21 protein-coding genes and 1 pseudogene are annotated in these 23,356 nt (G+C 69.9%); 10 read left to right on the top strand and 12 right to left on the bottom strand.

Translation table 11 applies throughout. The annotated features are described in order from the left end of the window. Positions 1 to 18: 18 nt before the first annotated feature. From AC0662_RS10055 to AC0662_RS10035, 5 genes are read left to right on the top strand one after another with little or no spacing between them, the layout of a single operon-like run. Positions 19 to 231 (top strand): dodecin, encoded by a 213-nt coding sequence (locus AC0662_RS10055; RefSeq protein ID WP_452203544.1) that lies wholly within the window; start codon positions 19 to 21, stop codon positions 229 to 231. 60 nt (positions 232 to 291) lie between these two features. Beyond that, positions 292 to 996 carry a 3-oxoacyl-[acyl-carrier-protein] reductase gene (gene fabG, locus AC0662_RS10050; RefSeq protein ID WP_452203545.1) on the top strand — a complete coding sequence of 235 codons (705 nt, stop codon included), beginning with the start codon at positions 292 to 294 and terminating at the stop codon, positions 994 to 996. A gap of 21 nt (positions 997 to 1,017) precedes the next feature. Beyond that, positions 1,018 to 1,794, top strand: coding sequence for an enoyl-ACP reductase FabI (fabI, locus tag AC0662_RS10045; RefSeq protein WP_452203546.1), 777 nt, complete (start codon positions 1,018 to 1,020; stop codon positions 1,792 to 1,794). After that, positions 1,794 to 3,479, top strand: coding sequence for a Mur ligase family protein (locus AC0662_RS10040; RefSeq protein WP_478299772.1), 1,686 nt, complete (start codon positions 1,794 to 1,796; stop codon positions 3,477 to 3,479). Before fabI ends, AC0662_RS10040 begins: the two co-directional genes overlap by 1 nt. 48 nt (positions 3,480 to 3,527) lie before the next feature. After that, a complete protein-coding gene (locus tag AC0662_RS10035; RefSeq protein ID WP_478299770.1) occupies positions 3,528 to 4,379 on the top strand; it encodes a hypothetical protein in 852 nt (283 codons plus the stop codon). Here AC0662_RS10035 and AC0662_RS10030 read toward each other — a convergent pair. The 11 genes and pseudogenes from AC0662_RS10030 to AC0662_RS09980 all read right to left on the bottom strand — a co-directional run bounded on the left by AC0662_RS10030 (position 4,376) and on the right by AC0662_RS09980 (position 16,760). Then, entirely contained in the window at positions 4,376 to 5,101 is a 726-nt protein-coding gene (locus AC0662_RS10030) for a hypothetical protein (protein WP_478300224.1), read from the bottom strand. The two genes, AC0662_RS10035 and AC0662_RS10030, sit on opposite strands and share 4 nt — an antisense overlap. 67 nt (positions 5,102 to 5,168) lie before the next feature. Next, positions 5,169 to 5,381, bottom strand: a pseudogene (locus tag AC0662_RS10025) (sigma factor); the annotation flags it as partial. Between the two features lie 53 nt (positions 5,382 to 5,434). Continuing rightward, positions 5,435 to 6,598: a Dyp-type peroxidase gene (locus AC0662_RS10020; protein ID WP_478299768.1), complete on the bottom strand. Its 1,164-nt coding sequence runs from the start codon at positions 6,596 to 6,598 to the stop codon at positions 5,435 to 5,437. Further along, positions 6,595 to 7,116 (bottom strand): copper chaperone PCu(A)C, encoded by a 522-nt coding sequence (locus tag AC0662_RS10015; protein WP_478299766.1) that lies wholly within the window; start codon positions 7,114 to 7,116, stop codon positions 6,595 to 6,597. Before AC0662_RS10015 ends, AC0662_RS10020 begins: the two co-directional genes overlap by 4 nt. Before the next feature lie 22 nt (positions 7,117 to 7,138). Continuing rightward, positions 7,139 to 9,943, bottom strand: a complete 2,805-nt coding sequence (gene cphA / locus AC0662_RS10010; RefSeq protein WP_478299764.1) for a cyanophycin synthetase — start codon at positions 9,941 to 9,943, stop codon at positions 7,139 to 7,141. Between the two features lie 10 nt (positions 9,944 to 9,953). Next, a complete protein-coding gene (locus tag AC0662_RS10005; protein WP_478299762.1) occupies positions 9,954 to 11,006 on the bottom strand; it encodes a cyanophycinase in 1,053 nt (350 codons plus the stop codon). Positions 11,007 to 11,024: 18 nt separating this feature from the next. Continuing rightward, positions 11,025 to 11,963: a zinc-binding dehydrogenase gene (locus tag AC0662_RS10000; protein WP_478299760.1), complete on the bottom strand. Its 939-nt coding sequence runs from the start codon at positions 11,961 to 11,963 to the stop codon at positions 11,025 to 11,027. Positions 11,964 to 12,011: 48 nt separating this feature from the next. Next, on the bottom strand, positions 12,012 to 13,358 hold the full coding sequence (locus AC0662_RS09995; RefSeq protein ID WP_478299758.1) for a glycoside hydrolase family 16 protein: 1,347 nt from the start codon (positions 13,356 to 13,358) through the stop codon (positions 12,012 to 12,014). 57 nt (positions 13,359 to 13,415) lie between these two features. After that, positions 13,416 to 14,684 (bottom strand): phosphoserine phosphatase SerB, encoded by a 1,269-nt coding sequence (gene serB / locus AC0662_RS09990; RefSeq protein ID WP_478299756.1) that lies wholly within the window; start codon positions 14,682 to 14,684, stop codon positions 13,416 to 13,418. Positions 14,685 to 14,712: 28 nt separating this feature from the next. Beyond that, complete coding sequence (gene serB, locus AC0662_RS09985; RefSeq protein WP_452203558.1) at positions 14,713 to 15,930, bottom strand: phosphoserine phosphatase SerB; 1,218 nt, start codon at positions 15,928 to 15,930, stop codon at positions 14,713 to 14,715. A gap of 95 nt (positions 15,931 to 16,025) precedes the next feature. Then, on the bottom strand, positions 16,026 to 16,760 hold the full coding sequence (locus AC0662_RS09980) for a hypothetical protein (protein ID WP_452203559.1): 735 nt from the start codon (positions 16,758 to 16,760) through the stop codon (positions 16,026 to 16,028). Between the two features lie 62 nt (positions 16,761 to 16,822). Here AC0662_RS09980 and AC0662_RS09975 point away from each other — a divergent pair, with 62 nt between their 5' ends. The 4 genes from AC0662_RS09975 to AC0662_RS09960 all read left to right on the top strand — a co-directional run bounded on the left by AC0662_RS09975 (position 16,823) and on the right by AC0662_RS09960 (position 21,705). Next, positions 16,823 to 17,605 carry an ABC transporter ATP-binding protein gene (locus AC0662_RS09975; protein WP_452203560.1) on the top strand — a complete coding sequence of 261 codons (783 nt, stop codon included), beginning with the start codon at positions 16,823 to 16,825 and terminating at the stop codon, positions 17,603 to 17,605. Between the two features lie 464 nt (positions 17,606 to 18,069). Further along, positions 18,070 to 18,585 carry an NfeD family protein gene (locus AC0662_RS09970; RefSeq protein ID WP_452203561.1) on the top strand — a complete coding sequence of 172 codons (516 nt, stop codon included), beginning with the start codon at positions 18,070 to 18,072 and terminating at the stop codon, positions 18,583 to 18,585. 981 nt (positions 18,586 to 19,566) lie between these two features. Beyond that, complete coding sequence (locus AC0662_RS09965) at positions 19,567 to 20,742, top strand: SPFH domain-containing protein (protein WP_478299752.1); 1,176 nt, start codon at positions 19,567 to 19,569, stop codon at positions 20,740 to 20,742. A gap of 216 nt (positions 20,743 to 20,958) precedes the next feature. Further along, on the top strand, positions 20,959 to 21,705 hold the full coding sequence (locus tag AC0662_RS09960; protein WP_452203563.1) for a sulfite exporter TauE/SafE family protein: 747 nt from the start codon (positions 20,959 to 20,961) through the stop codon (positions 21,703 to 21,705). On the opposite strand, the gene AC0662_RS09955 is transcribed toward AC0662_RS09960, so the two are convergent. Continuing rightward, on the bottom strand, positions 21,689 to 22,348 hold the full coding sequence (locus AC0662_RS09955; RefSeq protein WP_452203564.1) for a TetR/AcrR family transcriptional regulator: 660 nt from the start codon (positions 22,346 to 22,348) through the stop codon (positions 21,689 to 21,691). The two genes, AC0662_RS09960 and AC0662_RS09955, sit on opposite strands and share 17 nt — an antisense overlap. Positions 22,349 to 22,398: 50 nt before the next feature. On the opposite strand from AC0662_RS09955, the gene AC0662_RS09950 reads away from it, so the two are divergent. Continuing rightward, a complete protein-coding gene (locus tag AC0662_RS09950) occupies positions 22,399 to 23,352 on the top strand; it encodes a quinone oxidoreductase family protein (protein WP_478299749.1) in 954 nt (317 codons plus the stop codon). The last annotated feature ends 4 nt before the right edge of the window (positions 23,353 to 23,356 follow it).

The raw sequence follows: 23,356 nt of genomic DNA, 5'->3' as shown, positions 1-23,356 counted from the left end.
ATGGAGAGGAACGTCGCAATGACCGATCGCACCTACCGCGTCACCGAGATCGTCGGCACCTCGAAAGAGGGCGTGAACCAGGCCATCACCAACGGCCTCGCCCGGGCCGGCGAGACCCTGCGGCACCTCGACTGGTTCGAGGTCACCGAGATCCGCGGCCACCTCGTCGACAACGAGATCGACCACTACCAGGTGGGTATGAAGGTGGGCTTCCGCCTCGAAGACTCCTGACTCCGAACCTCCGGCCCCAGTGGGATAGCGTTCCTCCGACCGACGACGTGAGGAGGGCTTGTGGGCAGGTCTGTGCTGGTGACCGGAGGCAACCGGGGGATCGGGCTGGCGATCGCCACGGCGTTCAAGGAGGCCGGTGACCAGGTCGCCGTGACCTACAACTCCAGCCCGCCGCCGGAGGGTTTCCTGGCGGTCAAGTGCGACATCACCGACCAGGAGCAGGTCGACGCTGCCTTCGAGACCGTCCAGGAGCAGCAGGGCCCGGTCGAGGTGCTGGTGGCCAACGCCGGCATCACCCGCGACACCCTGCTGCTGCGGATGTCCGACGACGACTGGGACACGGTGCTGCAGACCAACCTGACCGGCTCGTTCCGGGTCGCCCGGCGCGCCGCGAAGGGCATGCTGCGGTTGCGCAAGGGCCGGATCGTGTTCATCTCCTCGGTGGTCGGCCTGCTGGGCTCGCCGGGCCAGGTGAACTACGCGGCCAGCAAGTCCGGCCTGATCGGGATGGCCCGGTCGATCGCGCGCGAGCTCGGCAGCCGGGGCATCACCGCGAACGTGGTCGCCCCCGGGTTCGTCGAGACCGACATGACCGCGGTGCTGCCGGAAGACACCCAGAAGCAGTACCTGAGCCAGATCCCGCTCGGCCGCTTCGGGCTCAGCGAGGAGATCGCGAACGCGGTCCGCTGGTTGTCGTCGGAGGAGGCCGGGTACATCACCGGTGCGGTGATCCCGGTCGACGGCGGCATCGGCATGGGCAACTAACTCATCTCGACGAGAAAGGGCATGCCGGTGGGCATCCTCGACGGCAAACGCATCCTGGTCGCGGGCGTCACGCTCGACTCCTCGATCGGTTTCGCGACCGCGAAAGTGGCGCAGGAGCAGGGTGCGACCGTGCTGATCTCCAACTTCGGCCGTGCGCTGAGCATCACCAAGCGGATCGCGAAGCGGCTGCCGACCGAGCCGCCGGTGCTGGAGCTCGACGTCACGAACGCCGAGCACCTGGCCGCGCTCCCGGATGCCGTCCGCGAGCACGTCGACGGGCTCGACGGCGTCGTGCACTCGATCGCCTACGGCAACCCGGAGACGATCCTCGGCGGCAAGTTCCTGGACGGGCCGTGGGACGATGTGGCGCAGGCGGTGCACGTGTCGGCGTACAGCCTGAAGGCGCTGGCCGTCACCTGCGCGCCGCTGATGGGCCGCGGTGGCAGCGTCGTCGGGATGACGTTCGACGCGACCGTCGCCTGGCCCGGGTACGACTGGATGGGGGTCGCCAAGGCGGCCCTGGAGTCCACCAACCGGTACCTGGCGCGCGATCTCGGCGCGCAGGGGATCCGCTGCAACCTGGTGTCGGCCGGTCCGCTGAAGACGCTGGCCGCGAAGGCGATCCCGGGCTTCGAGAAGTTCGAGGAGCCGTGGCTGGACCGCGCCCCGCTGGGCTGGGACCCGTCCGACCTGGAGCCGACCGGCCGTACGATCGTCGGCCTGCTCAGTGACTTCTTCCCCGCGACCACCGGCGAGATCGTGCACGTCGACGGTGGCTACCACGCGATGGGAGCGTAGTGGCCACTTCTCTCGTCGAGCTCCGCGTCCTGGACGGAGCCAACCTCTACTTCAGCCGCGCCGCGGTCAAGCTGACCCTCGACGTGTCGGCGCTCGTGGACGCCCCCTCCCCGGCGGCGAAGGCGTACGCGCAGGCGATCGGTCTCGGCAGCACGCGCCCGGGCCGGATCGGGTCCGGATTCCGGCAGCGTTTCGCGATCCGGGTCGCGGGTCACGTCGTACGCCGGATCGCGCGCGAGGCGGGGATCGGACGAATCGGCGTCCGGGTGCGCCCCGAGGCCGACGTACGGCGGCTCGTAGTGGCGTTCCCGTGGGCGCACGAGGGCCGGGCGCGGGCGCTCGGCGCGGCGATCGTCGAGGTCCTGGACGCGTTCGGGTCCGAGGACCTGTCCGGGCTGTTCACGGCTGTGGGCGAACGGGTGCGGGACGAACCGCCCGGCAACCCGCCGCCGACGATCCGGCCGAAGGTGCCGGTCGTCGCGGTCACCGGCACGAACGGCAAGACCACGACGTCGCGGATGATCGCGCACATCGGCCGCGCCGCCGGCCTGCACGTCGGCTGGTCCAGCACCGACGGCGTGTACTTCGACGGCGAGCTGGTGAAGTACGGCGACTTCTCGGGTCCGAGCGGCGCGGGACAGGTGCTGTCCCAGCCCGGGATCGAGCTCGCGGTGACCGAGACCGCCCGCGGCGGGATCCTGCGCCGCGGCATCGGCGTCGCGTACAACGACGTCTCGGTGGTCACCAACGTCAGCGCGGACCACCTCGGTCTGGGCGGGATCGACACCATCGACCAGCTCGCCGAGGTGAAGGCGGTCATCACCCAGATCACCCGCCCGCGCGGCTGGTGCGTGGTGAACGGCGACGACCCGCGGACGTTCGCGATGCGGCTCGGTTCGCCGGCCAAGTGCTGGGTGTTCTCGCGGGACCCCGACTCGCCGTCGATCCGGACCGTGCTGGACGCGGGCGGCCGGGCGACGACCGTGCTCGACGGGTTCGTCACGGTGCTCGACAACTCTCGCGACCCGGAGCCGCTGCTCAAGGTCGTCGACGTACCGATGACGCTGTCCGGGCTGTCGCACTACAACGTGGAGAACACGCTGGCCGCGGCGTCGGCGGCGCTCGGGCTCGGGCTGCCGCGGGCGGCGGTGATCGAGGGGCTGAGCACGTTCGCCCCGAACGAGAACAACCCCGGCCGGATGAACATGTACTCGCTGCGCGACTTCACCGTCGTCATCGACCTCGCCCACAACGAGGCCGGGCTGGAAGCGCTGCTCGAGATCATGAACGGTGTCCGGCCGGAGGGTGGCCGGCTGATGCTCGCGCTCGGCTCGCCCGGTGACCGCTCCGACGACATGGTCGCGGCGCTCGGTGCGATGGGTGCGCGGGCGACCGACCGGATCGCGATCGGGCACAAGGACGACTACTTGCGCGGGCGGCCGCCGGAGGAGCTCGAGGCGGTGTTCCGGGCGGGAGCCGCGTCGGTCGGCGTGGACGACGTACCGGCGTATCCGACCGAGACGGCGGCGGCGCAGGCGCTCGCCGCCGAGGCGCGGGCCGGGGACGTGGTGGCGGTGATGTCTCTGCAGCATCGGGCGAGTCTTGACGCCTGGTTGCGGTCCGAGGGAGCTACTGTCGACACACCGGAGACCTTGAAGAGCAAGGTCGAGAAAGCCCAGCACTAGCCCCGTCCGCCCCCAGCACGGACCGGTTGGGGCGGGAACGGGGTTGCGATGCGCTACCTGTGGTCGGTCCCGGCCGCGGTGGTCGCCTGGTTCGTGGGCGGCTTCTCCGCGACGTACCTGAAGGGGTTGCCGGAGGGTACGACGATGTTCGTGCCGCCCCGGGTCGACTTGGTGCTGCTCGGCGGCTTCGCGGGTGGCGTGCTCGCCGGGTTGCTGGTCGCGCGGATCCGGATCGCCGTACCGCTGGTGCTGGTAGTCGCCGGGGGTCTGTGGTGGCTGAGCGGGAACTCGTTCGCCGACCGGAACCTGCTGATCACGTTGCTGGTGGCAAGCGCTCTCGGCGGGTTCTTCGGTGCCCTGGGCACCAAGAGTTCGGTGGTCGCGGCGTTCGCGCTGGCGCTGCCGGTCGCCTGGACGGCGCTCCGCCCGGCCGAACAGCTGACCGAGTGGCGCTGGCTGTGGCAGCTCAACGGGCTGCTCGTCGGTGCCGGTCTCGCGCTGCTGCTGTACGTCGCCTGCTGGAAGCGCGGGTGGCGCTCGGTCGGGTCGTGGCTCCCGCTGATCGGCTTCTACCTGGTGTCGTTCGGTGTGGTCGAGTCGGTCCGGCTGGTCAGCAACTCGTCCGGCAAGACGATGGACGCGGTCGGCGACGCGTCCACCGAGGCGTTCTTCCAGTCCTTCGAGCCGATGCTGCGCGAGTACTGGCCGTGGCTGGTGGTCGGCGTACTGCTCGCGATCCCGATGACCGCGCTCAAGCTGCGCGCCCTGCCGCCACCGCCGCCCCCGCCGGACCCGTACGCCGACCGCTCGAACGACGCAGTACTGTCCGACGACCTCGACTGGATCGACCAGGAGGACCCGCGTCGCCGGATCCTCCCGCGTCGTCAGCCTGCCTCCTAGCTCGTCGCGGTGACCGCGGTGATGTCGGACTCGCCGGCGGGGAAGACGAGCGCGAAGAACCGGAACTCGGTGGTGACCGGTGTGCCGACCGCCTCAGCGGTGTAGCTCTTGCTGCCTGCGGTGATCCGCACCTTGCGGGCATCGACGGACACCGCACCCATGATCAGGGTCAGCTCGGCCGGTGACCCGAGGTTCGGCACGTTCGCCGGTGTCGTCTGGTAACGGACGCCCTGACGCGACGGCCAGTCCGCGACGCAACCGTTGGCTCCACCGAAGCTCTTCGCCGGGCCCTCGTCGGTCACGATCAGGCAGGACTTGTTGCGGTTGTAGGCCGCGACGGCCCAGCTCTCGTTCGGGATGCTGCCGCGGGTCACGTAGAAGGCCGGCGCGTACTTGAGCGACTCCGGCTGTTTCGTGAACGCTGCCTCCTCGGACCAGGGCTCGGGGAGCCGGGTGTAGGTGTACTCGAGCGTGGTGCTCCTCGTGCTGGGCGTCGCGGTGGGAGAGGTCGCCACGCCCGGCTCGGCCGAGTGCAGTTGGCCGAGGACCGAACTGGTCACCACGACGGCGGCCGTCGCGACCACTGCGGTCACGGACGCGGCCACGGTCCGGCGACGCTGCCGACGGCGCTTGATCCGCCGCCGGATCGCGCCCGCGGGGTCCGCGGGTTCGGGCCGGTCCTCGGTCAGTACGGCGAACTTGGTGCTGAGGTCGTCGGTCATCGGATCCCTCCTTCGGCCAGCTCGGCCAGCTCATCAGGGGTGTCGAACCGCCGCTCCAGCGCCGGCGCCGACCGGACAGGAACGTGGTGGTGACGATCTTGCGCAGGTACCCCTCCGGGCTGCCGCCCTTCAGCTTGCGCCAGTGGAACCACAGCTTCGTGAACGCCTCCTGCGCCAGGTCCTCGGCCTTCTGATGGTCCAAGGTGAGCGCGTAGGCGAGCCGCGCGGTCGCGGTCCATCGCGCCCGCACGAAGTCGTCGAAGTCGTCGTCCGGTCTCATCGGCATCCCCTCATGCCCCTTGAACGCCTTGAACAGCGTCGCAGGGTGACAGGTCAGCCGAGAAGTTTCTGGCCCAGCCAGCCGCCGGGCTGGAAGCCGGGCGGCAGGGCGAAGACGGCCGAGCCGATGGTGGTGGTCCACTCGTTCAATGCGTCGGCGGCGTCCAGGCGGGTCAGCAGGGGGAGGAACTGGCCGGAGATGCTCGCCTGGTGGCTCAGGAAGACCAGGCCGGACTCGCGGGTGGCGCCGGTGTCCTGGACGTAGTTCAGGCCCTTGCGGAAGATCCGGCGGCCGTCGTTCTCGGAATGGTGCGAGAGGCGGGCGTGGGCGTTCTGCGCGATCACCGGGCGGCCGTCGGCGTCGCGGGCCTCGAGGTCGAGCTCGTCGTGCTCGGCGGTGCCGGTGAGAGGCGCGCCGGTGGCGAGTTTGCGGCCGACGGCGCGTTCCTGTTCGGAGCGGGTCAGCTCGTCCCAGGTGTCGAGGTTCATCCGGATCCGGCGGACGACGAGCATCGTGCCGCCGCGGAACCAGTCGGGGCCGTCGCTCGACCAGACGGTCTGATCGAATTCCGGCGTACCGAAGGTGGGGTTGCCGGTGCCGTCGACCTGGCCGAAGAGGTTGCGCCCGGTGACGGGCTTGCCGTCGGCGCCCGTGCCGTCCCAGAAGCCGGTCTGACGCCAGACCGGGGTCGCGAAGGGCTTGGCGTCCGCGATCAGCCGCCGTACGGCGTGCACCACGCTCACCGAGTCGTCGGCAGCGACCATCACGAGGAGGTCCCCGCCGGACCAGGCGGGCTGCAGCCGGTCGTGCCGCATCACGGGGAGGTCGTCCAGGCCGATCGGCTTCTGTCCGGTCAGCGTGAACACCCGCGGGCCGAAGCCGACTGTCACGGTCAGGCCCTTGTTCGCCACCGCGAGCTCGGGCGCGGTGTCACCGGGCGCCGCCCGCCCGTCGGCGAGCGCGACGATGTCGCTGCTCCACAACCGCAGCAACCGCCCGAGCCCGGCGCGATCCGTCCCGAGCTTGAACGCCACCAGTTCATTCGCCGCCGACGCAGCGCGGGCGATCCCCGGCTGATGGTCGCCGTACGGCGAGATCGTCCGCGAGACCGGCTGCTCCTTGCTGCCGTCGGTGCTCAGAGCAACAACACCGCCGGTTGCTGCGGCACCGGCGGCCGCAGCCCCGGCGTACCCGAAGAACTGCCGTCTACTGGTCACTTGCTCGTCGGGGTGGGGTGGTAGTGCTCTTCCTCCTCGGTGAAGGCCTTCACCGGCACCTTCAGGTCGTGCGTCGTGTTGTCGGAGAACTTGAGCGTCAGCGGTACTTCGTCACCGGGCGCGAGCGCCTGCTTGAGGGACATCAACATGATGTGGTCGCCGCCGGGGGAGAGGTGCGTGTGCGAGCCGGCCGGGACCGTGATCCCGCTGGCCTTCTCGCGCATCACCATCTTGCCGCCCTGCATCGCCATCTCGTGCAGCTGGACCACACCGGCGGCCGGAGAAGTTGCCGAGGTCAACTTCACGTCCGTGGTGCCGGGGTTGGTCAGCGACAGGAACGCGGCCGTCATCGTGGTGTCCTTCGTACCGGCGGTCGACCGTACCCAGGCGTCCTCGATCAGGATGCCTGGAGTTGTCACGGCTTCCTGCACAGCAGGCTTGGGTTCGTTGGAACCGCAGGCGGACACCAGGATCGGCAGGGCCGCGACGAGCGCGGCCGTCAGCAACTTCGTCTTCACGCAACGGGCAACGAGGCTTGCCCTAGGCAAGTTCCCGGGCAGCCTCTTCTGTGATCTCTTCGTCGGGCTTGACGAAGTCCGGGTCGCCGCCCTCGTCGCCCGACCGGGCGCCGGCCTGGGCCAGGTGCGACACCGACTCGAGCTCGGCCAGTACCTGCTGGTGCTGGTCGACGCAGAGCACGACGAGATCACCCGGGTTCGACAGCTCCAGCGCGGACCGTACGGCGTCCAGCTCGTCGAGGACCACGTCCACCCGGCGGCACCGCGCACCGTTGTCCATCGCGGCCTTCACACCGGCCACCACCAGCTCCGCCGACTCGCCGCGCTTGCGCCCACGCAACCGGACGTCCTCGCGGACGACGACCACGTCGAAGTGCTGGGCCGCGACCTCACCGAGCTCGCGGATGTCGTCGTCGCGCCGGTCGCCCGCGGTCGCGACCACACCGATCCGCGACGGCCGCCCGACCTCCGACGACGCGCTCAGGCTCTCGCCGATCCGGTCCACGAAGTCGCCGAGCATCCGCATCGCCGGCGCGTTGTGGCAGTAGTCGACGATCACGCTCCGCCCGTCGACGTCGATCTCGTTCAACCGCCCGGGGGACAGGTAGTACGACGTACTGAACGTCCGCAGGCCCTGCCGGATGTCGTGCAGCGGCGCGCCGGCCGCGAACGCCGCGGCGGCGGCCGCCATCGCGTTCTGCACGTTCATCATCGCCCGCCCGCCGAACGTCGCCGGCAGCAAGTGTGTCCACGCGAGCTGCATCGACCGCCGCCCGTGCTTCACCACGATCATGTCGCCGAGATCCGACCGCTCCAGGACGACAGCGCGACCACCGCGCCGGCAGTGCCCCTCGATGTAGTCGCGGACCTCGCTGCCCGGCTCGGCCATGCTGAACCACACGACCTGCCCCGAACACTTCCGCCGCATCTTGCGCACCAGCGGGTCGTCGGCGTTCAGTACGGCGTACCCCGTCCGCGGAACCGCCTCGACCAGCACCGCCTTGACGTCGGCGAGCTGCTCCAGCGTGTCGATCCCGCGCAGGCCGAGGTGATCCGGCTGGACGTTCAGGACGACGGCGACGTCGTTGCGCTCGTACCCGAGCCCCTCGCGCAGGATCCCGCCACGGGCCACCTCGAACACCGCGAAGTCGACGCGCGGGTTCTGCAGCACCATCCGCGCGGACTTCGGGCCGGACGCGTCCTGGCGGATCACCAGCCGCTCGTCGATCACGATGCCGTCGGTCGACGTCATCCCGACCTTGCGGCCGAGGCCCTTGAACACGTGGCTGATCATCCGCGCCGTGGTGGTCTTGCCGTTCGTCCCGGTTACCGCGACGATCGGGATCCGGCTGGTCGCGCCCGGCGGGAACAGCATGTCGACGACCGGCTTCGCGATGTACTGCGGTTCGCCGATCGTCGGGTTGGTGTGCATCCGGAACCCGGGCGCCGCGTTCACCTCGCAGATCGCGCCGCCGGTCTCGCGCACCGGCTGGGTGATGTCCGGGCAGATGAAGTCGATGCCGGCGATGTCGAGCCCGATCATCCGGGCCGCCTCCTCGGCGATCTCGACGTTCTCCGGGTGCGCCTCCCAGGTCCGGTCGATGGAGATCCCACCGGTGGACATGTTGCCGGTGAGCGTCAGCTTCACCATCTCGTCCTCCGGCGGTACGTCGTCCAGCTCGAACCCCTGGTCGCGGACCAGCGCCCGGGCCGCGTTGTTGATCGTGATCCGGGTCAGGATCTTCTCGTGGCCGACACCGCGGCGCGGGTCGGCGTTGGTGATGTCGACCAGTTCGGCGACGGTGTGGAGGCCGTCGCCGACCACGTGCGCGGGCACGCGTTCGGCGATCGCCTCCATCCGGCCGTTGATGATCAGGCACCGGTAGTCCTTGCCGGTGACGAAGTTCTCCACGATCACGTACCCGCGCCGGGACTGCTCGGCGGCGATCGGGAACGCCTCCCGGACCGCGTCGGCGTCCAGCAGGTTCAGGCAGACGCCACGCCCGTGGTTGCCGTCCAGCGGCTTGCAGACAACCGGGTAGCCGATCTTGTTCGCGACGCTGACGGCCTCCTCGACGGTGCGGATCGACTCCGACCGCGGCACCGGCAGACCGGCCGAGGCGAGCAGCCGCGTGGTCAGGTCCTTGTCGCTCGCGACGTCCACCGCGATCGACCCGGTCTCGGACGTCATCGTGGCCCGGATCCGCTTCGCGTGCACGCCCTGGCCGAGCTGCACCAGGCTGGCCTTGTTCAGCCGGATCCACGGGATGTCCCGGGACACCGCCTCGTCCACGATTGCCTGCGTCGACGGCCCGAACGCGGTCCGCTCGGCCTGCTTGATGAACCGCTCCAGCTCGGTCGTGAAGTCGAACTGCGGATCCGGCTGGACGAGCTGGTTCACGAACCGGACGGCGAGCTCACCCGCGGCGAGACCGACCGACTCGTCGGCGTACGCGTAGGTGATGTTGTAGACGCCGGGCGAGCCCTTGACCTGTCGCGTCTTGCCGCGCCGCATGTCGTGGCCGGCCTCCTGCTGGAGCTGCAGCGCGACGTGCTCGGCGATGTGGCCGAGCCAGGTGCCTTCGTGCAGGCGCTCGATGAACCCGCCGCGGCGGCCGCGCGAGCAGTGGTGCTGGTCGAGCCGCGGCAGGTCCTCGAGCAACCGCTCGGTGAAGCCGGGGATCGTGTTCGACGGGAAGTTCTCCAGCGAGCCGAGGTCGACGACCAGGTGGATCGCCGGGTCGTAGCTCCAGACGTTGGGGCCGCGGTAGACGCGGGTCTCGATGATCTTCAGGTCGGGGGAGGGCGTGCCGTGGGAGTCGGTCATCCGTTGGGGGTCACTGTTCTGGTCGCGTGCGGTCGGGGAGATCGGGGTCGGCGCCGGCCGTGATCGGCTCGGTCGCCTCCGGTCTGGATTCCCCGACAGCGGCAGATTTATTCGTCTTGGTACGACGACCCTCCCGCCGCTTCCGCTCCGCGTAGTACCTCGGTGACACCCCTTCGGCGGCGATTTCCCTGGCCAGCTTGCGCAGATCCGCTTCGGCGGCCGCCATCTCGGCGATCTCCTCGGCGGGCGGCTGCGGACCGTACGACAGCAGCACCCGGTTCTGCAGGTCGAACGTCGCGGTGGCCGGCAGCACGTGCAGGACGACACCGGACGCGAGGATCGGCTCCGAGCGTTTCGCATAGTGCGCGTTCGAGGTGATCCGGCTGCCGTCGAAGATCGTCACGGCGCCACGACCGACGACCTCCAGGTGACTGCCACGGACGACTGCCGCAGTGTCCTCGTCGACGCCGATCCCGAGGAGGCCGGGGGACTGCGCGACGAGCGACAGCAGGCGGCCGTACCGGTTCCGCTGGGCGAAGTGCTGGTCGACGATCGCGCCCTGGACCAGGCCGAGACCACCGGACAGCTGGCTCATCCGCTGCCGCGGGGTCGCGCCGGAACGGCCGAAGGCGATCATGTGCTCGGCCAGGATGCTGGCGCCGGCCGACGTACCGCCGACGGCCGCGCCCCGGGAGTGCGCGGCGGTGACCGCGCGACCGAACGCCGTACCGGTGACGACACCGGCGAGCTTGAGCTGGTTGCCACCGGTCATGAAGATCCCGGTCGCGTCGTTCAGCGGGGCGATGAACGCCGGGTCGTCCGCGTCCTCCCGGTTCTCCGGGCGGACGCCGACCACGCTCTCGGCACCGAGCGCGGCGAACAGCGCGCGGTACACGTCGATGACGTCGGGCCCGAGCGAGGACGCCGTGGGGACGACCACGATCCGCGCCTTGGAGCCGCCGGCGGCGTCGACGAACTCCTGCAGCACCGTCCGCTTCTTCAGCTTGTCCTCGGCGCCACCGATCGCGAACAGGGCCCCCGGCCCACCCTGCAGTTCAGACATAAGCCGAAGGATAGGTGCTTACCCCTGCTCGGACCGCAATCCGGTCGCCCCGACCCGCAGAACGGCCCGCCCCTTGATCCGGTGCGCGAGCACGTCCGCGACCACCTCCGCCGCGTCCTGCCACGGTCGCTCGACCTCGACACCGACGTCCAGCCTGAGGTTCTGGACGAGTTCGACGAGCCGCGCGAGTTCGCTGTGCAGCGTGTCGTGAGGGGTCACGTCATCGAGATCGTCGAGGAACTGCAGCCGTACGCCGGCGGACCGATCGGCGCGCCGGGTGCGGAACCGGACGCGGCCGTGCGGGTCGGGTGTCGCGACGGAGACGAGCAGTCCGCGCGGCTCGACGTACTCGATCGCCTCACCGAGGACGTCGCCGCCGACGGTCTCGATGACGAGGTCGAACCGACCCGGCAGGAACTCCGTGACGATCTCGGCGCCGGGGATGTGGTGCAGCGGGCGGTAACTGCGCGGCCGCCGCTCACCCGGCCGCACGAACGCGGTCACGTGGGCACCCGCGAGCGCGGCCAGTTGGCAGGCGATCCGCCCGACGGCACCGCGAGCACCAGTGACGAGGACCTGTTTGCCGACCAGGAATCCGCCGAGCTCGAGCGCTCGCCAAGCGGCGAGTCCGGCGGTCGGGAGGACACAGCCCTGGACGTCACCGACGTTGTCCGGGAGCCCTGCGAGCCGGGTGTCCGGGACCGCGACGAGTTCGGCCCAGGCGCCGCGCGGGACCGTGCCGATGACCCGAGCGGTCAGGACGGCGCTGAGCTTCGCTGTCGGCTCGATGACGGCCGGGTATTGCTCGAGTGTGCCGGCGAAGTCCTGACCGAGCGGAGTACGCGCGGGCTGGTCGGGGAGGTCGACGAGATCGCGGTGCAGGACAGGGAAGGTGTTGACTCGCACGAGCGCTTCATGCGGCAGCGGCACCGGGTCGGGGACCTCGATGAGCGCCACCGACGCACCACGGCGAGTGAGAGCCAACACCTTCCGGCGGTACGGCGGTCAGTGGCCGAAGGTGAACCAGTTGAGGTTGACGAAGTCCGCCGGTTGGCCACTGGTGAAGGTGATGTAGACGTCGTGCGTTCCGGTCACCGCCGACATGTTGGCGGGAACGGTGCGCCACGACTGCCAGCCGCCGGTGTTGCCGATCGCGAAGCTGCCGATCGGCGCGTTGCTCCGGCTGTCCAGCCGTACTTCGACCAGCCCGCTGACCCCACCCGCGGCCCCGGAGGCGACCCGGGCCACGAACTGCGTGGCCGCCGTACTGCCGAAGTTGATGCCGCGGTAGAGCGCCCAGTCACCGTTGCCGACCTGCTTCAGGTTCTGGCCGCCGCCGGTGTCGGTCGTGGTCTCCAGGCCCACGCCCGACTGCTGGCCGTACGACTCCGCCTGCAACGTGCTGTACGCCGACGTGCTGCCTGGCGGGGGAGTCGTCGTACCGCCGCCCTTCGTCGACACCGCCACGTAGTCGACGACCATCGGATGGCCCGGCACCGTCGACGCGCGCGGGGTCGGACCGTTGAGCGCGTCCGGGAACGCGCCACCGATCGCCAGGTTCAGCAGGACGAAGTACCCGGCGTGTGAGGTCATGTTCGACCAGGTGTCGGCCGGGAACTGGCTCTGACTGAGGACGTGGAACTGCTGACCGTCGACGTACCACCGGAGCTGGTTCGGCGAGACCGACGTGTCCCACTCGAAGCGGTACGTGTGGAAACCGGACTGGCAGGTCGAGCCGGGACAGGCACGGTTCGCGCCGAGGCCGGTGGTCTCGTTGCACGGGCCGCCGGGGTTCACGCCGCAGTGCAACACGCCCCAGACCGAGTTGATCCCGTTGACGTTCTCCATGATGTCGAACTCGCCGGTGCCCGGCCAGTTCCAATAGTTGCCGCGGTACGGCGAACCGAGGGCCCAGAACGCGGGCCAGTAGCCGAGCGCGGCGTCACCCGTCACGTTCGGCATCTGGATGCGGCTCTCGATCGCCAGCACCCCACCGGACGGCGGCTTGAAGTTGCTGCGCTGGCTCTCGATCCGGGCCGACGTCCAGTTGCCGGCGCTGTCGCGGCGCGGCGTGATCTTCAGGTTGCCGGCGCCGTCGAGAGCGAGGTTGTCCGGGCTGTTGGTGTAGTTCTGGATCTCACCGGTACCCCAGTTCGCGGGGCCGCCCGGGTAGCCGTGCCCGGTGTCGATGATCCAGTTGGAGCCCGACGGCAAGGTGCCGCTGGGCCCGTCGAAGTCGTCGCTCCACACCGTCGTCCACCCGGTAGCGGGTGGCGGCACGCTGGCGTACGCGAGTGGTACGACGGCCAGCAACGGCGCGAGCAGTGCGATCACAAAGGGGCGGGTACGCATGCGGCAAATGTGAGCGCTCTCATGGCGCAGCGTCAACACCTCGTCACACCTGGCTGTTTATGTGCCCCGGCCAACTGGTACGTCGCGTCCTCGCCGATCGCCGCCTGCCCGCTGTTGGGGTGCCCGCGCCCCGTCGGCCGCCGGTACGGCGGAACTCGGCTGCACGTGCCGGCTCTGCGGGATGCCGCGGATGTACAGCACCGGCCGCATGTCCCGCGGCGTGATCGTCGCGGGTGCGGCGTCCCGGACGATCGGCTTGGCGTGGAAGGCGATCCCGACCGCGGCCGCGTCGATCATGTCCAGGTCGTTCGCGCCGTCGCCGATCGCGATCGTCCGGTCCATCGGGATGTTCGCCCGGTCCGCGAACTCGCGCAGCTTCGTCGCCTTGGCCGCGCGGTCGATCACCGGTCCGGTCACCCGTCCGGTGAGCTTGCCGTCGACAACCTCCAGCGTGTTCGCGGCGGTGTACTGCCGCTTGATGCCGTACTCGTCCGCGAGCCGGTCGGTGATCTGCGTGAACCCGCCACTGATCAACCCGATCTCGTCTCCGGCCTCCTGCGCCGTCATCACCATGATCGGGACACCCGGCGTGAGCTGGATCTTGTCGTAGACCCGGTCGAACGCGCCCTCGTCCAGCCCTTCGAGCAGCGCGACCCGCTCGTGCAGGGACTCCTCGAAGTCGAGCTCGCCGGCCATCGCGCGCGCGGTGACTTCCTTGACCCGGTCCTCGGTGCCCGCCTCGGCGGCCAGCAGTTCGATCACTTCGTTCTGGATGAACGTCTGGTCGACGTCCAGCACGATCAGGTGCCGCCCGCTCGGTGCACCCGGCTGGACGGCGATATCGGTCCCCTCCAGATCGGGCAGTCCGCGCAGCAACCGACGTACCGTCTTGGCGTCCACGCCCGACACATCGAGCTGGTACGCCGCATTGTCGGCCGCGAGGGACTCGATCCGTTCGAACTGTCCACCCGCGCCGGCGAGCTGTCCGGTGATCGCGGCGACGCCCGCGGGGCTCAGCTGTTCGCCGAAGACGGTCACCCGACTGCGGTCCGTCGGCACGTCTTTCGCGGTGTCGCCGTCCGAGACGACGACCGTGAAGTCCGGTCCCAGCTCTAGGCGATCCAGGGCACCTTGCAGCCGGTCGGCGGCGTCCTCGACCTGCAGGCTGAACATCAGCCGGTCGCCGACCGCCATGTGGTTGATTCCGGCCGGGGTCAAACCCTCGTCCGTGAAGGCCTTCACCACGGCCGACGGGACCATCGGCTGGTTCGGACCGGTGACGGTGACCAGCTTCGGTCGGCGATCGACGGGTTGCTCGATGGTCACGATCACGGATCGTATTGGCGCCCTGGGGTCAGGCCGGGTTGTCGGCGTCGGCCGCTTCTACTTCTTCGCGCGAGATGCCGAGCAGGTACAGGATCGTGTCGAGGTACGGGACGCTCAGATGCGTGTCGGCGGCGGCCCGGACGACCGGCTTGGCGTTGAACGCGACGCCGAGCCCGGCGGCGGCCAGCATGTCGAGATCGTTCGCGCCGTCGCCGATCGCCACCGTCTGGCTGATCGGGGTCCCGGCGCGCCGCGCGAACTCACGGAGCGCGGTCGCCTTGCCCGCCCGGTCGACGATCTCGCCGACGACCCGTCCGGTGAGCCTGCCGTCCGCGATCTCGAGCTCGTTCGCCTTCGCGTAGTCGATACCGAGGTCGGCGGCGAGCTTGTCGGTGATCTGGCTGAACCCACCGCTGACGATCGCGAACTGGTACCCGAGCCGCTTCAGCGTCCGGACCAAGGTCCGCGCACCCGGCGCCAGCTCGATCGCGGCGAACACCTCGTCGAGCGCGGTCACCGGCAGTCCCTCGAGCGCCGCGACCCGGTGCCGCAACGACTCGGCGAAGTCCAGCTCGCCCCGCATCGCCTGCTCGGTGACCGCGGCGACCTCGTCCAGCCGGCCCGCGTGCGCCGCGAGCATCTCGATCACCTCGCCCTGGATCAGGGTCGAGTCGACGTCCATCACGATCAACCGCTTGGCCCGCCGGTACAGCCCGCCGTCCTGGACCGCGACGTCGAGCCGCTGCCGGACCCCTTCCTGGGCAAGCACCTTCCGCAACCCCTCCGGATCCGCGCCCGAGACGGCGATCTCCATGGCGGTCACGGGGTACCGCGCCATGCGGCTGATCCGGTCGATGTTCGCACCGGTGTCGGCGATCCGGCCGGCGATCGCGGCCAGGCCGGCGGCGGACAACGGGTGCCCGATCACCGTCACCTGGCTGCGGCCCTGGCGCCGCGGCTCGTTGTCGCCGACACCCTTCTTCACCGAGATGTCGACGTCGAGGACGTCGGCGAGAGCCTTCAGTTCGTCCTTCAGGTCCTTGTGATCGCGCGGCGCGGACAGCAGTACGCCGAGCACCAGCCGGCCCCGCAGCACCACCTGCTCGGCATCGATCACCTCGAGCCCGCGGGTTGCGAGCGTCCCGAGCACCGCCGAGGTCAGCCCCGGCCGGTCGGTCCCCGTCAACGTCACCAGCAGCGTCGGCCGCTCAGCCGCCGCGATCTCAACCTCACCAAGATCAGTCATCGCACCCCGAACGCTACCCACATGAGATGCCGTCCCGCCCACTGGTCCAGATCCCAAGCGCAACCACTGGATGTCTGAGGCGCGATGGTGGTGCGTCAGGCGTGGATAGGTGGTGCGCAGGCTGCGACCAGGGCCCGTCGTGCTGCGGCCGCCAGTTCGAGCAGCGCTCGGCGTCGCGCGTCGGCCTCCGCTCCGGTGACCGCCGCCCCGTCGTCCTCGAGCGCCGCATCCGCAATCGCCAGACAACGCCGCGCCGTCGCAGCAGCCTTCACAGCCCGCGGTTCGTAGCCGGGGGCAAGGTCGTCGCCACGACCCCGTCCGATCTTGCGAATGTCGATCAGCGCGTCCGCGACCTCCGGCTTCCAGCGCGCGACATCCAGCGCCGCGAGCGACTCGGCCGCGTCGATCAACGCCAGCCGCAATCCACGATCCGCCTCGCCGAAATCAGCCGGCATCGGGCTCGCGGCAGCCATCACGGTCCACTGCACCGCGGGACCGACGTACGACGGAACCAGCCCGATCTCCGGCCCGGTCAGTACGACGGCCTCACCCGTTTCGAGCGCGGCCTCGTTGAACGCGGGCGGCCCGGCCAGCCCGATCGGATCGCCGGGAACCGGCAGTGCGAGATGCGCCTGCGTCGTACCCGCGGCGCGCAACAGATTCAGCGCCACCGGCAGCGTCGCCGGCTCCGGATGACCGGCCAGGCCCGCGACGTGATGACCGACGTCGTCACCGAGGATCTTCAGCGCGGCGGTGTCGGGGTCACAGGCGCCGGTCAGCATCGTGTTCGTCCACACGGTGAACCGGAGCGAGGCGGAGGTCGTCAACACGACCGCAAGTCTCTCACCACCCGGAGACAGGCCGCCGACGGCGACCCCTTAGGTTTTGCTGCATGACTGCAGTGGTGGAGCTGGCCGGCGCGACGGTCGTCCGTGGGGACGCGCGTCTGCTCGACGGGATCGACTGGACGATCGACGAGACCGACCGGTGGGTGGTGATCGGGCCCAACGGTGCCGGCAAGACGACGCTGCTGCAGATCCTCGCGGCCCAACTGCACCCGACGTACGGCGTCGCCGGCCTCCTCGGCGAGGTACTCGGCGCGGTCGACGTCTTCGAGCTCCGCCCCCGCATCGGACTCACCAGCGCCGCACTGGCCGACCGCTTGCCGAAGAGCGAGCGCGTCTCGGACGTGGTGGTCTCCGCGTCGTACGCCGTACTCGGCCGCTGGATCGAGGAGTACGACGACCTCGACCACCAACGCGCCGCCGCACTGCTCGCCGAGCTCGGGATCGCGCATCTGCAGGACCGTACGTTCGGCACTTTGTCCGAGGGCGAACGCAAGCGCGTCCAGATCGCCCGCGCGCTGATGACCGACCCCGAACTGATGCTCATGGACGAACCCGCCGCCGGCCTCGACCTCACCGGCCGCGAACAACTCGTCCGCTCCCTCAGCTCGATCGCCACCGCCCCCGGCGCCCCCGCGATGGTCCTCGTCACCCACCACGTCGAGGAAATCCCACCCGGCTTCACCCACGCCCTCCTCCTCAAACAAGGCCGAGTAGTCGCCGCCGGCCCCATGAACGAGGCCCTCACCGCAGCCACCCTCAGCGAAACCTTCGACCTCCCCCTGACCCTCACCCACCAAAACGCCCGCTACACAGCCCAAGCCCTCTAACCCACCACCGCCCCGCGCTGCTCCGCCTCGCATCACCGCGCCCCGCGCTCCACCCCTCGCGTCTCACCCCCCCCGCGCTCCCACCGCCCCGCGCTGCGCCTGCTCGCGGTGCACGGGCCCGCACCGGCCTCGCGACGCGGCTGCGCGCAGTGCCTCGGCTCATGCTGCCCGCCTACCTCGGCCGCGCTGCCCGCGCCGCCTTTCTGTGCTGCCGTTTGAGGGGCTGGCCCCTCAAACGGTGGGTTGCAGCGGCAAATTCTGGGGCTGCAACCCACCAGCTCCGGGGGCGCCCCCTCAAACGTCGACGGGTTGCGACGGGGGACCGGGTGGGAGAGCGGGCCGTGCGAGTGCGCGGCGGAGCGGGAGGGGCAGGCGGCGGGGTGGGAGCAGGGAAGGGGGAGCGGGGAGGGGGTGGGGCGCGTCCAACATCTGCTGGAAGCCCCCAACGTGGATAGGCTTGGGAAATGATGGATTGGCTGCGGGACAACATCTGGGCGGCGTGGTTGACGATCGCCGCCGTCCTCGGTCTGGCCGAGCTGGCATCGCTCGACTTCACGCTGCTGATGCTGGCCGCCGGCGCGCTCACCGCCGCGGGCGTCGCGGCGTTCTTCCCGGGCCTGCTCTGGCTGCAGATCGTCGTCGCGCTGATCACCGCCGGCGCGATGCTGGCCGCGATCCGTCCGTTGCTGGTCCGCAAGATCCATCACGGCACCGAACTGAAGACCGGCTCCGCCCACGTCATCGGCCGCAACGGCACCGTGGTCAAGGAGATCCACCCCGACGGCGGCGGCTCCGTCCGCCTCAACGGCGAACTCTGGACCGCCCGCCCGTACGACGAGGTCTCCACCATCCCACCCGGCACCCGCGTCGAGGTGATGTCGATCGACGGCGCAACCGCAGTCGTCTACCCCGTCGCCGAACCCCTCCACCACCAACTCGACACCGACCCCCCAAACCCAACAGACCCACCCCAGCCCTAACCCCCGTCCCGAACCCGACAACACACGCCCCACCAGCAACCACACGAGCCGAGACCCTCGGCACGAACCGCGCAGCAGGCGGCCTGCGGCGAGGTGCGCCAGCGGGGTGCTCGGCAGGAGAAGTACGGCGGGAGCGTGCGGCGCGAGGGCGTGGGGCGTCCGGCACAAGGGGTACGGCGCGATTGCGCGAGGGCGCAGGCTTACGGCACGAGGGGGTACGGCGCGATTGCGCGGGGCCGGCGGGGCGAACGGCTCGAGTGGTACGGCGGGAGTGCCGCGGGGCGAACGGCGCGGCGTGAGGTGCTCGCCACGGAGCACGCGGGAGCCGGCGTACAGAGGGCGCGGCGGCGCGCGACCTGCGCGGCGGCGAGCGGTTGTAAGCACGCGGCGGGAGGTGCTTACGCGTCGCGGGTGATGTGCGCGCGGGGCGTTTGCGGCTGTTCAGGGAGTGGCGCGTGCGGAGCGGTTTGCTGTGCGACGGGTCGGGCGTGCCGGTGGGCTGGGACATGTTGTCGGGGGTGGGGACCTGAAATAGCAGGTCCCCAGGCCCGACTGCGGGTCTCAGGTCCCGCCGTACGACCTGCAGAGGCTACTGAAGTGGGGTGGTTGCCGGCGGGCCGGCGTGTTTTCGGCTTGGGCGTGAGCTGGCGGCGGTTGGAGCACGCGGGCGGATATCCGCTGGTGGTGGGGGTTCTCTGATGGTGTGAGAGGGGAGGACCCCCCGAGTCGAGGGGTTATCCGTTCTTGTGGTGGGCGGGCGCGCGGTTGGGGAGGCGGGGAGAGCGCGCGGTTCGGTGGGGGAGGGCGGGTGAAAGCGGGGCGGTTGAGTGGGGCCGGGGGCGCAGTAGTGTCGGTTGTATCGGTGGTGTGGGGTTTGCCTGCGGGGTCAGGTAGGCGACGCGCCGGGAACCGGGAGGTCGGATGGCCCGTCCATAGGAAAGACTGTCCGTCCTGAGGGTTCTGTCGAGCTGGAGGGTCGAAGTGACCGCGTTCCTTGTAGTGCTGGCATTGGTCGCCTTACTGGTGATCGTCACACTGATCAAGTCTGTCCGGGTGGTGCAGCAGCAGACCGTCGGGATCGTCGAACGGTTCGGGAAGTTCAAGACCGGGTTGCAGCCGGGTCTGAACCTGCTGACCCCGTTCGTCGACAAGGTCCGCTACACCATCGACATGCGCGAGCAGGTCGTCGCGTTCCCGCCGCAGGGCGTGATCACCGAGGACAACCTGATGGTGTCGATCGACTCGGTCATCTACTTCCAGGTGAACGACCCGGTCCGGGCGACGTACGAGATCTCGAACTACATCCAGGCGATCGAGCAGCTGACCATGACCACGCTGCGGAACATCATCGGTGGCATGGACCTGGAGCAGACGCTGACGTCGCGTGAGGAGATCAACGAGAAGCTCCGGTACGTGCTGGACGAGGCCACCGGCAAGTGGGGCATCCGGGTGAACCGGGTCGAGCTGCGCTCGATCGACCCGCCGCCGTCGATCCAGGACTCGATGGAGAAGCAGATGCGCGCGGACCGTGACAAGCGCGCCGCGATCCTCACCGCGGAAGGTATGCGGCAGTCCGCCGTACTATCGGCCGAAGGTCAGAAGCAGTCCGCGATCCTCACCGCAGAAGGTGACAAGCAGTCCCGGATTCTCCGCGCCGAGGCCGAGCGGCAGGCGCGGATCCTGAAGGCGCAGGGTGAGGCGCAGGCCATCACCACGGTGTTCAACGCGATCCACGCCGGCAAGCCGGACCAGGGCCTGCTCGCGTACCAGTACCTCCAGATGCTGCCGTCGATCGCCCAGGGCGACGCGAACAAGCTGTGGATCGTGCCGAGCGAGATCGGCGACGCGCTCAAGGGTCTGGGCAGCGCGGTCGGCCAGGTGGCCGGCATCGCGCAGAAGGCCGAGGGCGACTGGCAGGCGCCCGAGCTGCAGAACGGCGAGGTGCCCGAGCTGGACGCCGCAGGTGTCGGCAACGGCTCGGGTGGGGCCGCGGTGGCCGAGGCCGACAACGCGGTCCGCGAGGCGATCGCGGCGGCCGAGTCCGCCGCGGTGAACAGCCGCAGCCAGGCTCCGTCCACACCGGCCGTCCCGCCGCCGGCTCCGGCCCAGGACCTGCCCCCGCAGGAGCCGCCGGCCGCCGAGCCGCCGCAGCGCTGACATTCACGCCACAGCACAAGCAGGTACGCCGACCCGCTGCACAGCCGACTGAGCCGAGCCGCGGCAACGCCGAGAAAGCTGACGAGGCCTCCCCGGATCATTCCGGGGAGGCCTCGCTGTGTGTTGTCGATTGACGACGGGTCGATCGCATACTGTCTTCTCAACGGACGGACCGGTGAGCGGGAACCGGGATCAGGTGCGTAAAGTCAGTCAGCGATGACATGGTTCGAGGCGCTGTTCGTCCTGGTGGCGGGGATGGGCGCAGGCACGATCAACGCCGTGGTGGGGTCGGGCACGCTGCTCACGTTCCCCGCGCTGCTCGCCGTCGGTATCCCGCCGGTGCTCGCGAACGTCAGCAACACGGTCGGCCTCGCACCGGGTACGGCGGCGGGTGCGATCGGTTACCGCCGCGAGCTCGAAGGTCAGCGCGGCCGGATGCTGCGGCTGATCCCGGCGTCACTGGCCGGTGGCATCGTCGGGGGAGTGCTGCTGCTGACGCTGCCCGATTCCGCGTTCCACGCCGTCGTACCGGTCCTGATCCTGCTCGGCTGTCTGCTCGTCGCGTTTCAGCCCTGGCTGTCGAAGTGGATCAGCGCCCCGGCGCACCTGCACCGCGGCGCCTGGTGGGTGATTCCCGCGGTCTTCGCCACCGGTGTCTACGGCGGGTACTTCGGTGCCGCGCAGGGCGTCCTGTTGATGGCCATCCTCGGCCTCGGACTGGACTCCAACCTGCAGCGGATGAACGGCCTGAAGAACGTCCTGGCCACGGTGGTGAACTCGGTCGCCGCGATCCTGTTCATCGCCGTCCACGACATCGACTGGCTCGCCGCGGCGCTGATCGCCGTCGGCTCCACGATCGGCGGTTTCATCGGCGCCCGCTACGGCCGCCGGCTGCCCCCGATCGCACTCCGGGCCCTGATCGTCTGCATCGGCATCCTCGCCATCGTCACGATGGTGTTCTGACAGCAAGACCAGCCAAGCCAGCAAGCAGCAGATCGAGCCCGTAGTCGAACTGCTCGTCGCCACCGGTCGTCCGCGCCAGCTCCGGCGCCAGCTCGACCACCGACGGGAACTCCCGCGCCGACAGCGACTCCATCGACGCCCGCAAGCGCCGCCACGCCTCAGGGTCCCGGCGTTCCGCCGCCATCTGGATCTCCCACGACGTCGACCCCAGCACGTACGTGAACAACGTCGTATGCGTCCGCGTAGCCGTCTCCGGGTCGAACCCAGCAGCCCGCAGTACGCCGAGCAACCCCTCGGCGACCCGCGCGGTCTCGTGCCCGCTCAGCGGCCGTCCCGCGAGTAGTTGTGCGAGGCAAGGGTGCTGGAGCATTAGCAGCCGCAACGACCGGCACACCGCCCGCACCTGGTCCGGCCACGCCGCTTCGGACGGTACGGCGGGCAGCAGCGCCATCAGGTGGTCGCGCACAGCGTCGTACAGATCGTCCTTGTTCCGGAAGTACGTGTAGAGCGCCATCGGGCCGACGCCGAGCTCGGCGGCGACGCCACGCAGGCTGAACGCGTCGGTGCCCTTCGCCTCCATCAGTTCCAGTGCGGTGCGCACGATCAGGTCGGCGCTCAGGGTGTTCCGCGGCGTCCGCGCCATGTGACCCAACTCCCTTCGATCGTCCTAACGTACAGTGTATAGTACGGTGTATGCGAGCCATTCAGATCACCGAATTCGGCGGACCCGAGGTCCTGAAGATCAGCGATGTCCCGGAGCCGGTCGCCGGCGACGGCCAGGTGCTGATCGCGGTCGACCGCGCGGGCATCAACTACGCGGACACCCACCAGGTCGAGAACAGCTACCTGTCGAAGACGGAGTTGCCGCTGATCCCGGGTGGTGAGGTTGTCGGGCGCACCGCGGACGGCCGCCGCGTCGTCGCACTCGTGGGCTCCGGTGGGTACGCCGAGCAGACCGTCGCGCACGCGCCGTACGCATGGGACGTGCCGGACGGCGTGACCGACGGTCAGGCGCTCGCGCTCGTACTGCAAGGCATCACCGCGTGGCACCTCCTGAAGACCTCCACGAACCTCCAGCAGGGAGAGTCCGTACTCGTGCACGCCGGGGCCGGCGGTGTCGGCTCACTGGCCGTGCAACTCGCCAAGCACTGGGGCGCCGGCCGCGTGATCGCGACCGCCTCCACCGAGGAGAAGCGTAAGCAGGTCCTGGACCTCGGTGCGGACGCCGCCATCGACGGTACGCCGGAAGGCCTGAAGGACCGCATCCTCGCAGCGAACGGCGGCAAGCCGGTCGACATCGTGCTCGAGATGGTCGGCGGACCGACCTTCGACGAGTCGTTCGCGGCACTCGCGCGGTTCGGCCGACTGGTCACCTTCGGCGCCGCGTCCCGGGAGCAGGCCGCGCCGATCGACCCGAGCCGATTGATGAAGGGCTCGAAGACCATCGCCGGCTTCTGGCTCGCCGACAGCTTCGCCAACCCGGCGCTGCTCGGCGGCCCGCTCGCCGAACTGTTCGACCTGACCGCGAACGGCATGCTCCGCCCCATCGTCGGTGGCGAGTACGCGCTGTCCGAGGTCGCCACCGCCCACGAAGACATGCGAGCCCGCCGCACCGTCGGCAAGCTCCTGCTCGACCCCACTCGCTAGGAGA

Source organism: Kribbella sp. NPDC043289 (genome assembly GCF_056436705.1).
This window is presented reverse-complemented; position numbering and strand designations above follow the sequence as displayed.

Coding starts and splice junctions, on each gene's coding strand:
- AC0662_RS10030 (WP_478300224.1), bottom strand. CDS start 5,101: ATGACCGACGACCTCAGCACCAAGTTCGCCGTACTGACCGAGGACCGG.
- AC0662_RS09995 (WP_478299758.1), bottom strand. CDS start 13,358: ATGCGTACCCGCCCCTTTGTGATCGCACTGCTCGCGCCGTTGCTGGCC.
- AC0662_RS10035 (WP_478299770.1), top strand. CDS start 3,528: ATGCGCTACCTGTGGTCGGTCCCGGCCGCGGTGGTCGCCTGGTTCGTG.
- fabI (WP_452203546.1), top strand. CDS start 1,018: ATGCCGGTGGGCATCCTCGACGGCAAACGCATCCTGGTCGCGGGCGTC.
- AC0662_RS10005 (WP_478299762.1), bottom strand. CDS start 11,006: ATGTCTGAACTGCAGGGTGGGCCGGGGGCCCTGTTCGCGATCGGTGGC.
- AC0662_RS09975 (WP_452203560.1), top strand. CDS start 16,823: ATGACTGCAGTGGTGGAGCTGGCCGGCGCGACGGTCGTCCGTGGGGAC.
- AC0662_RS10055 (WP_452203544.1), top strand. CDS start 19: ATGACCGATCGCACCTACCGCGTCACCGAGATCGTCGGCACCTCGAAA.
- AC0662_RS09955 (WP_452203564.1), bottom strand. CDS start 22,348: ATGGCGCGGACGCCGCGGAACACCCTGAGCGCCGACCTGATCGTGCGC.
- AC0662_RS09950 (WP_478299749.1), top strand. CDS start 22,399: ATGCGAGCCATTCAGATCACCGAATTCGGCGGACCCGAGGTCCTGAAG.
- AC0662_RS09970 (WP_452203561.1), top strand. CDS start 18,070: ATGATGGATTGGCTGCGGGACAACATCTGGGCGGCGTGGTTGACGATC.
- cphA (WP_478299764.1), bottom strand. CDS start 9,943: ATGACCGACTCCCACGGCACGCCCTCCCCCGACCTGAAGATCATCGAG.
- serB (WP_452203558.1), bottom strand. CDS start 15,930: ATGACTGATCTTGGTGAGGTTGAGATCGCGGCGGCTGAGCGGCCGACG.
- AC0662_RS09960 (WP_452203563.1), top strand. CDS start 20,959: ATGACATGGTTCGAGGCGCTGTTCGTCCTGGTGGCGGGGATGGGCGCA.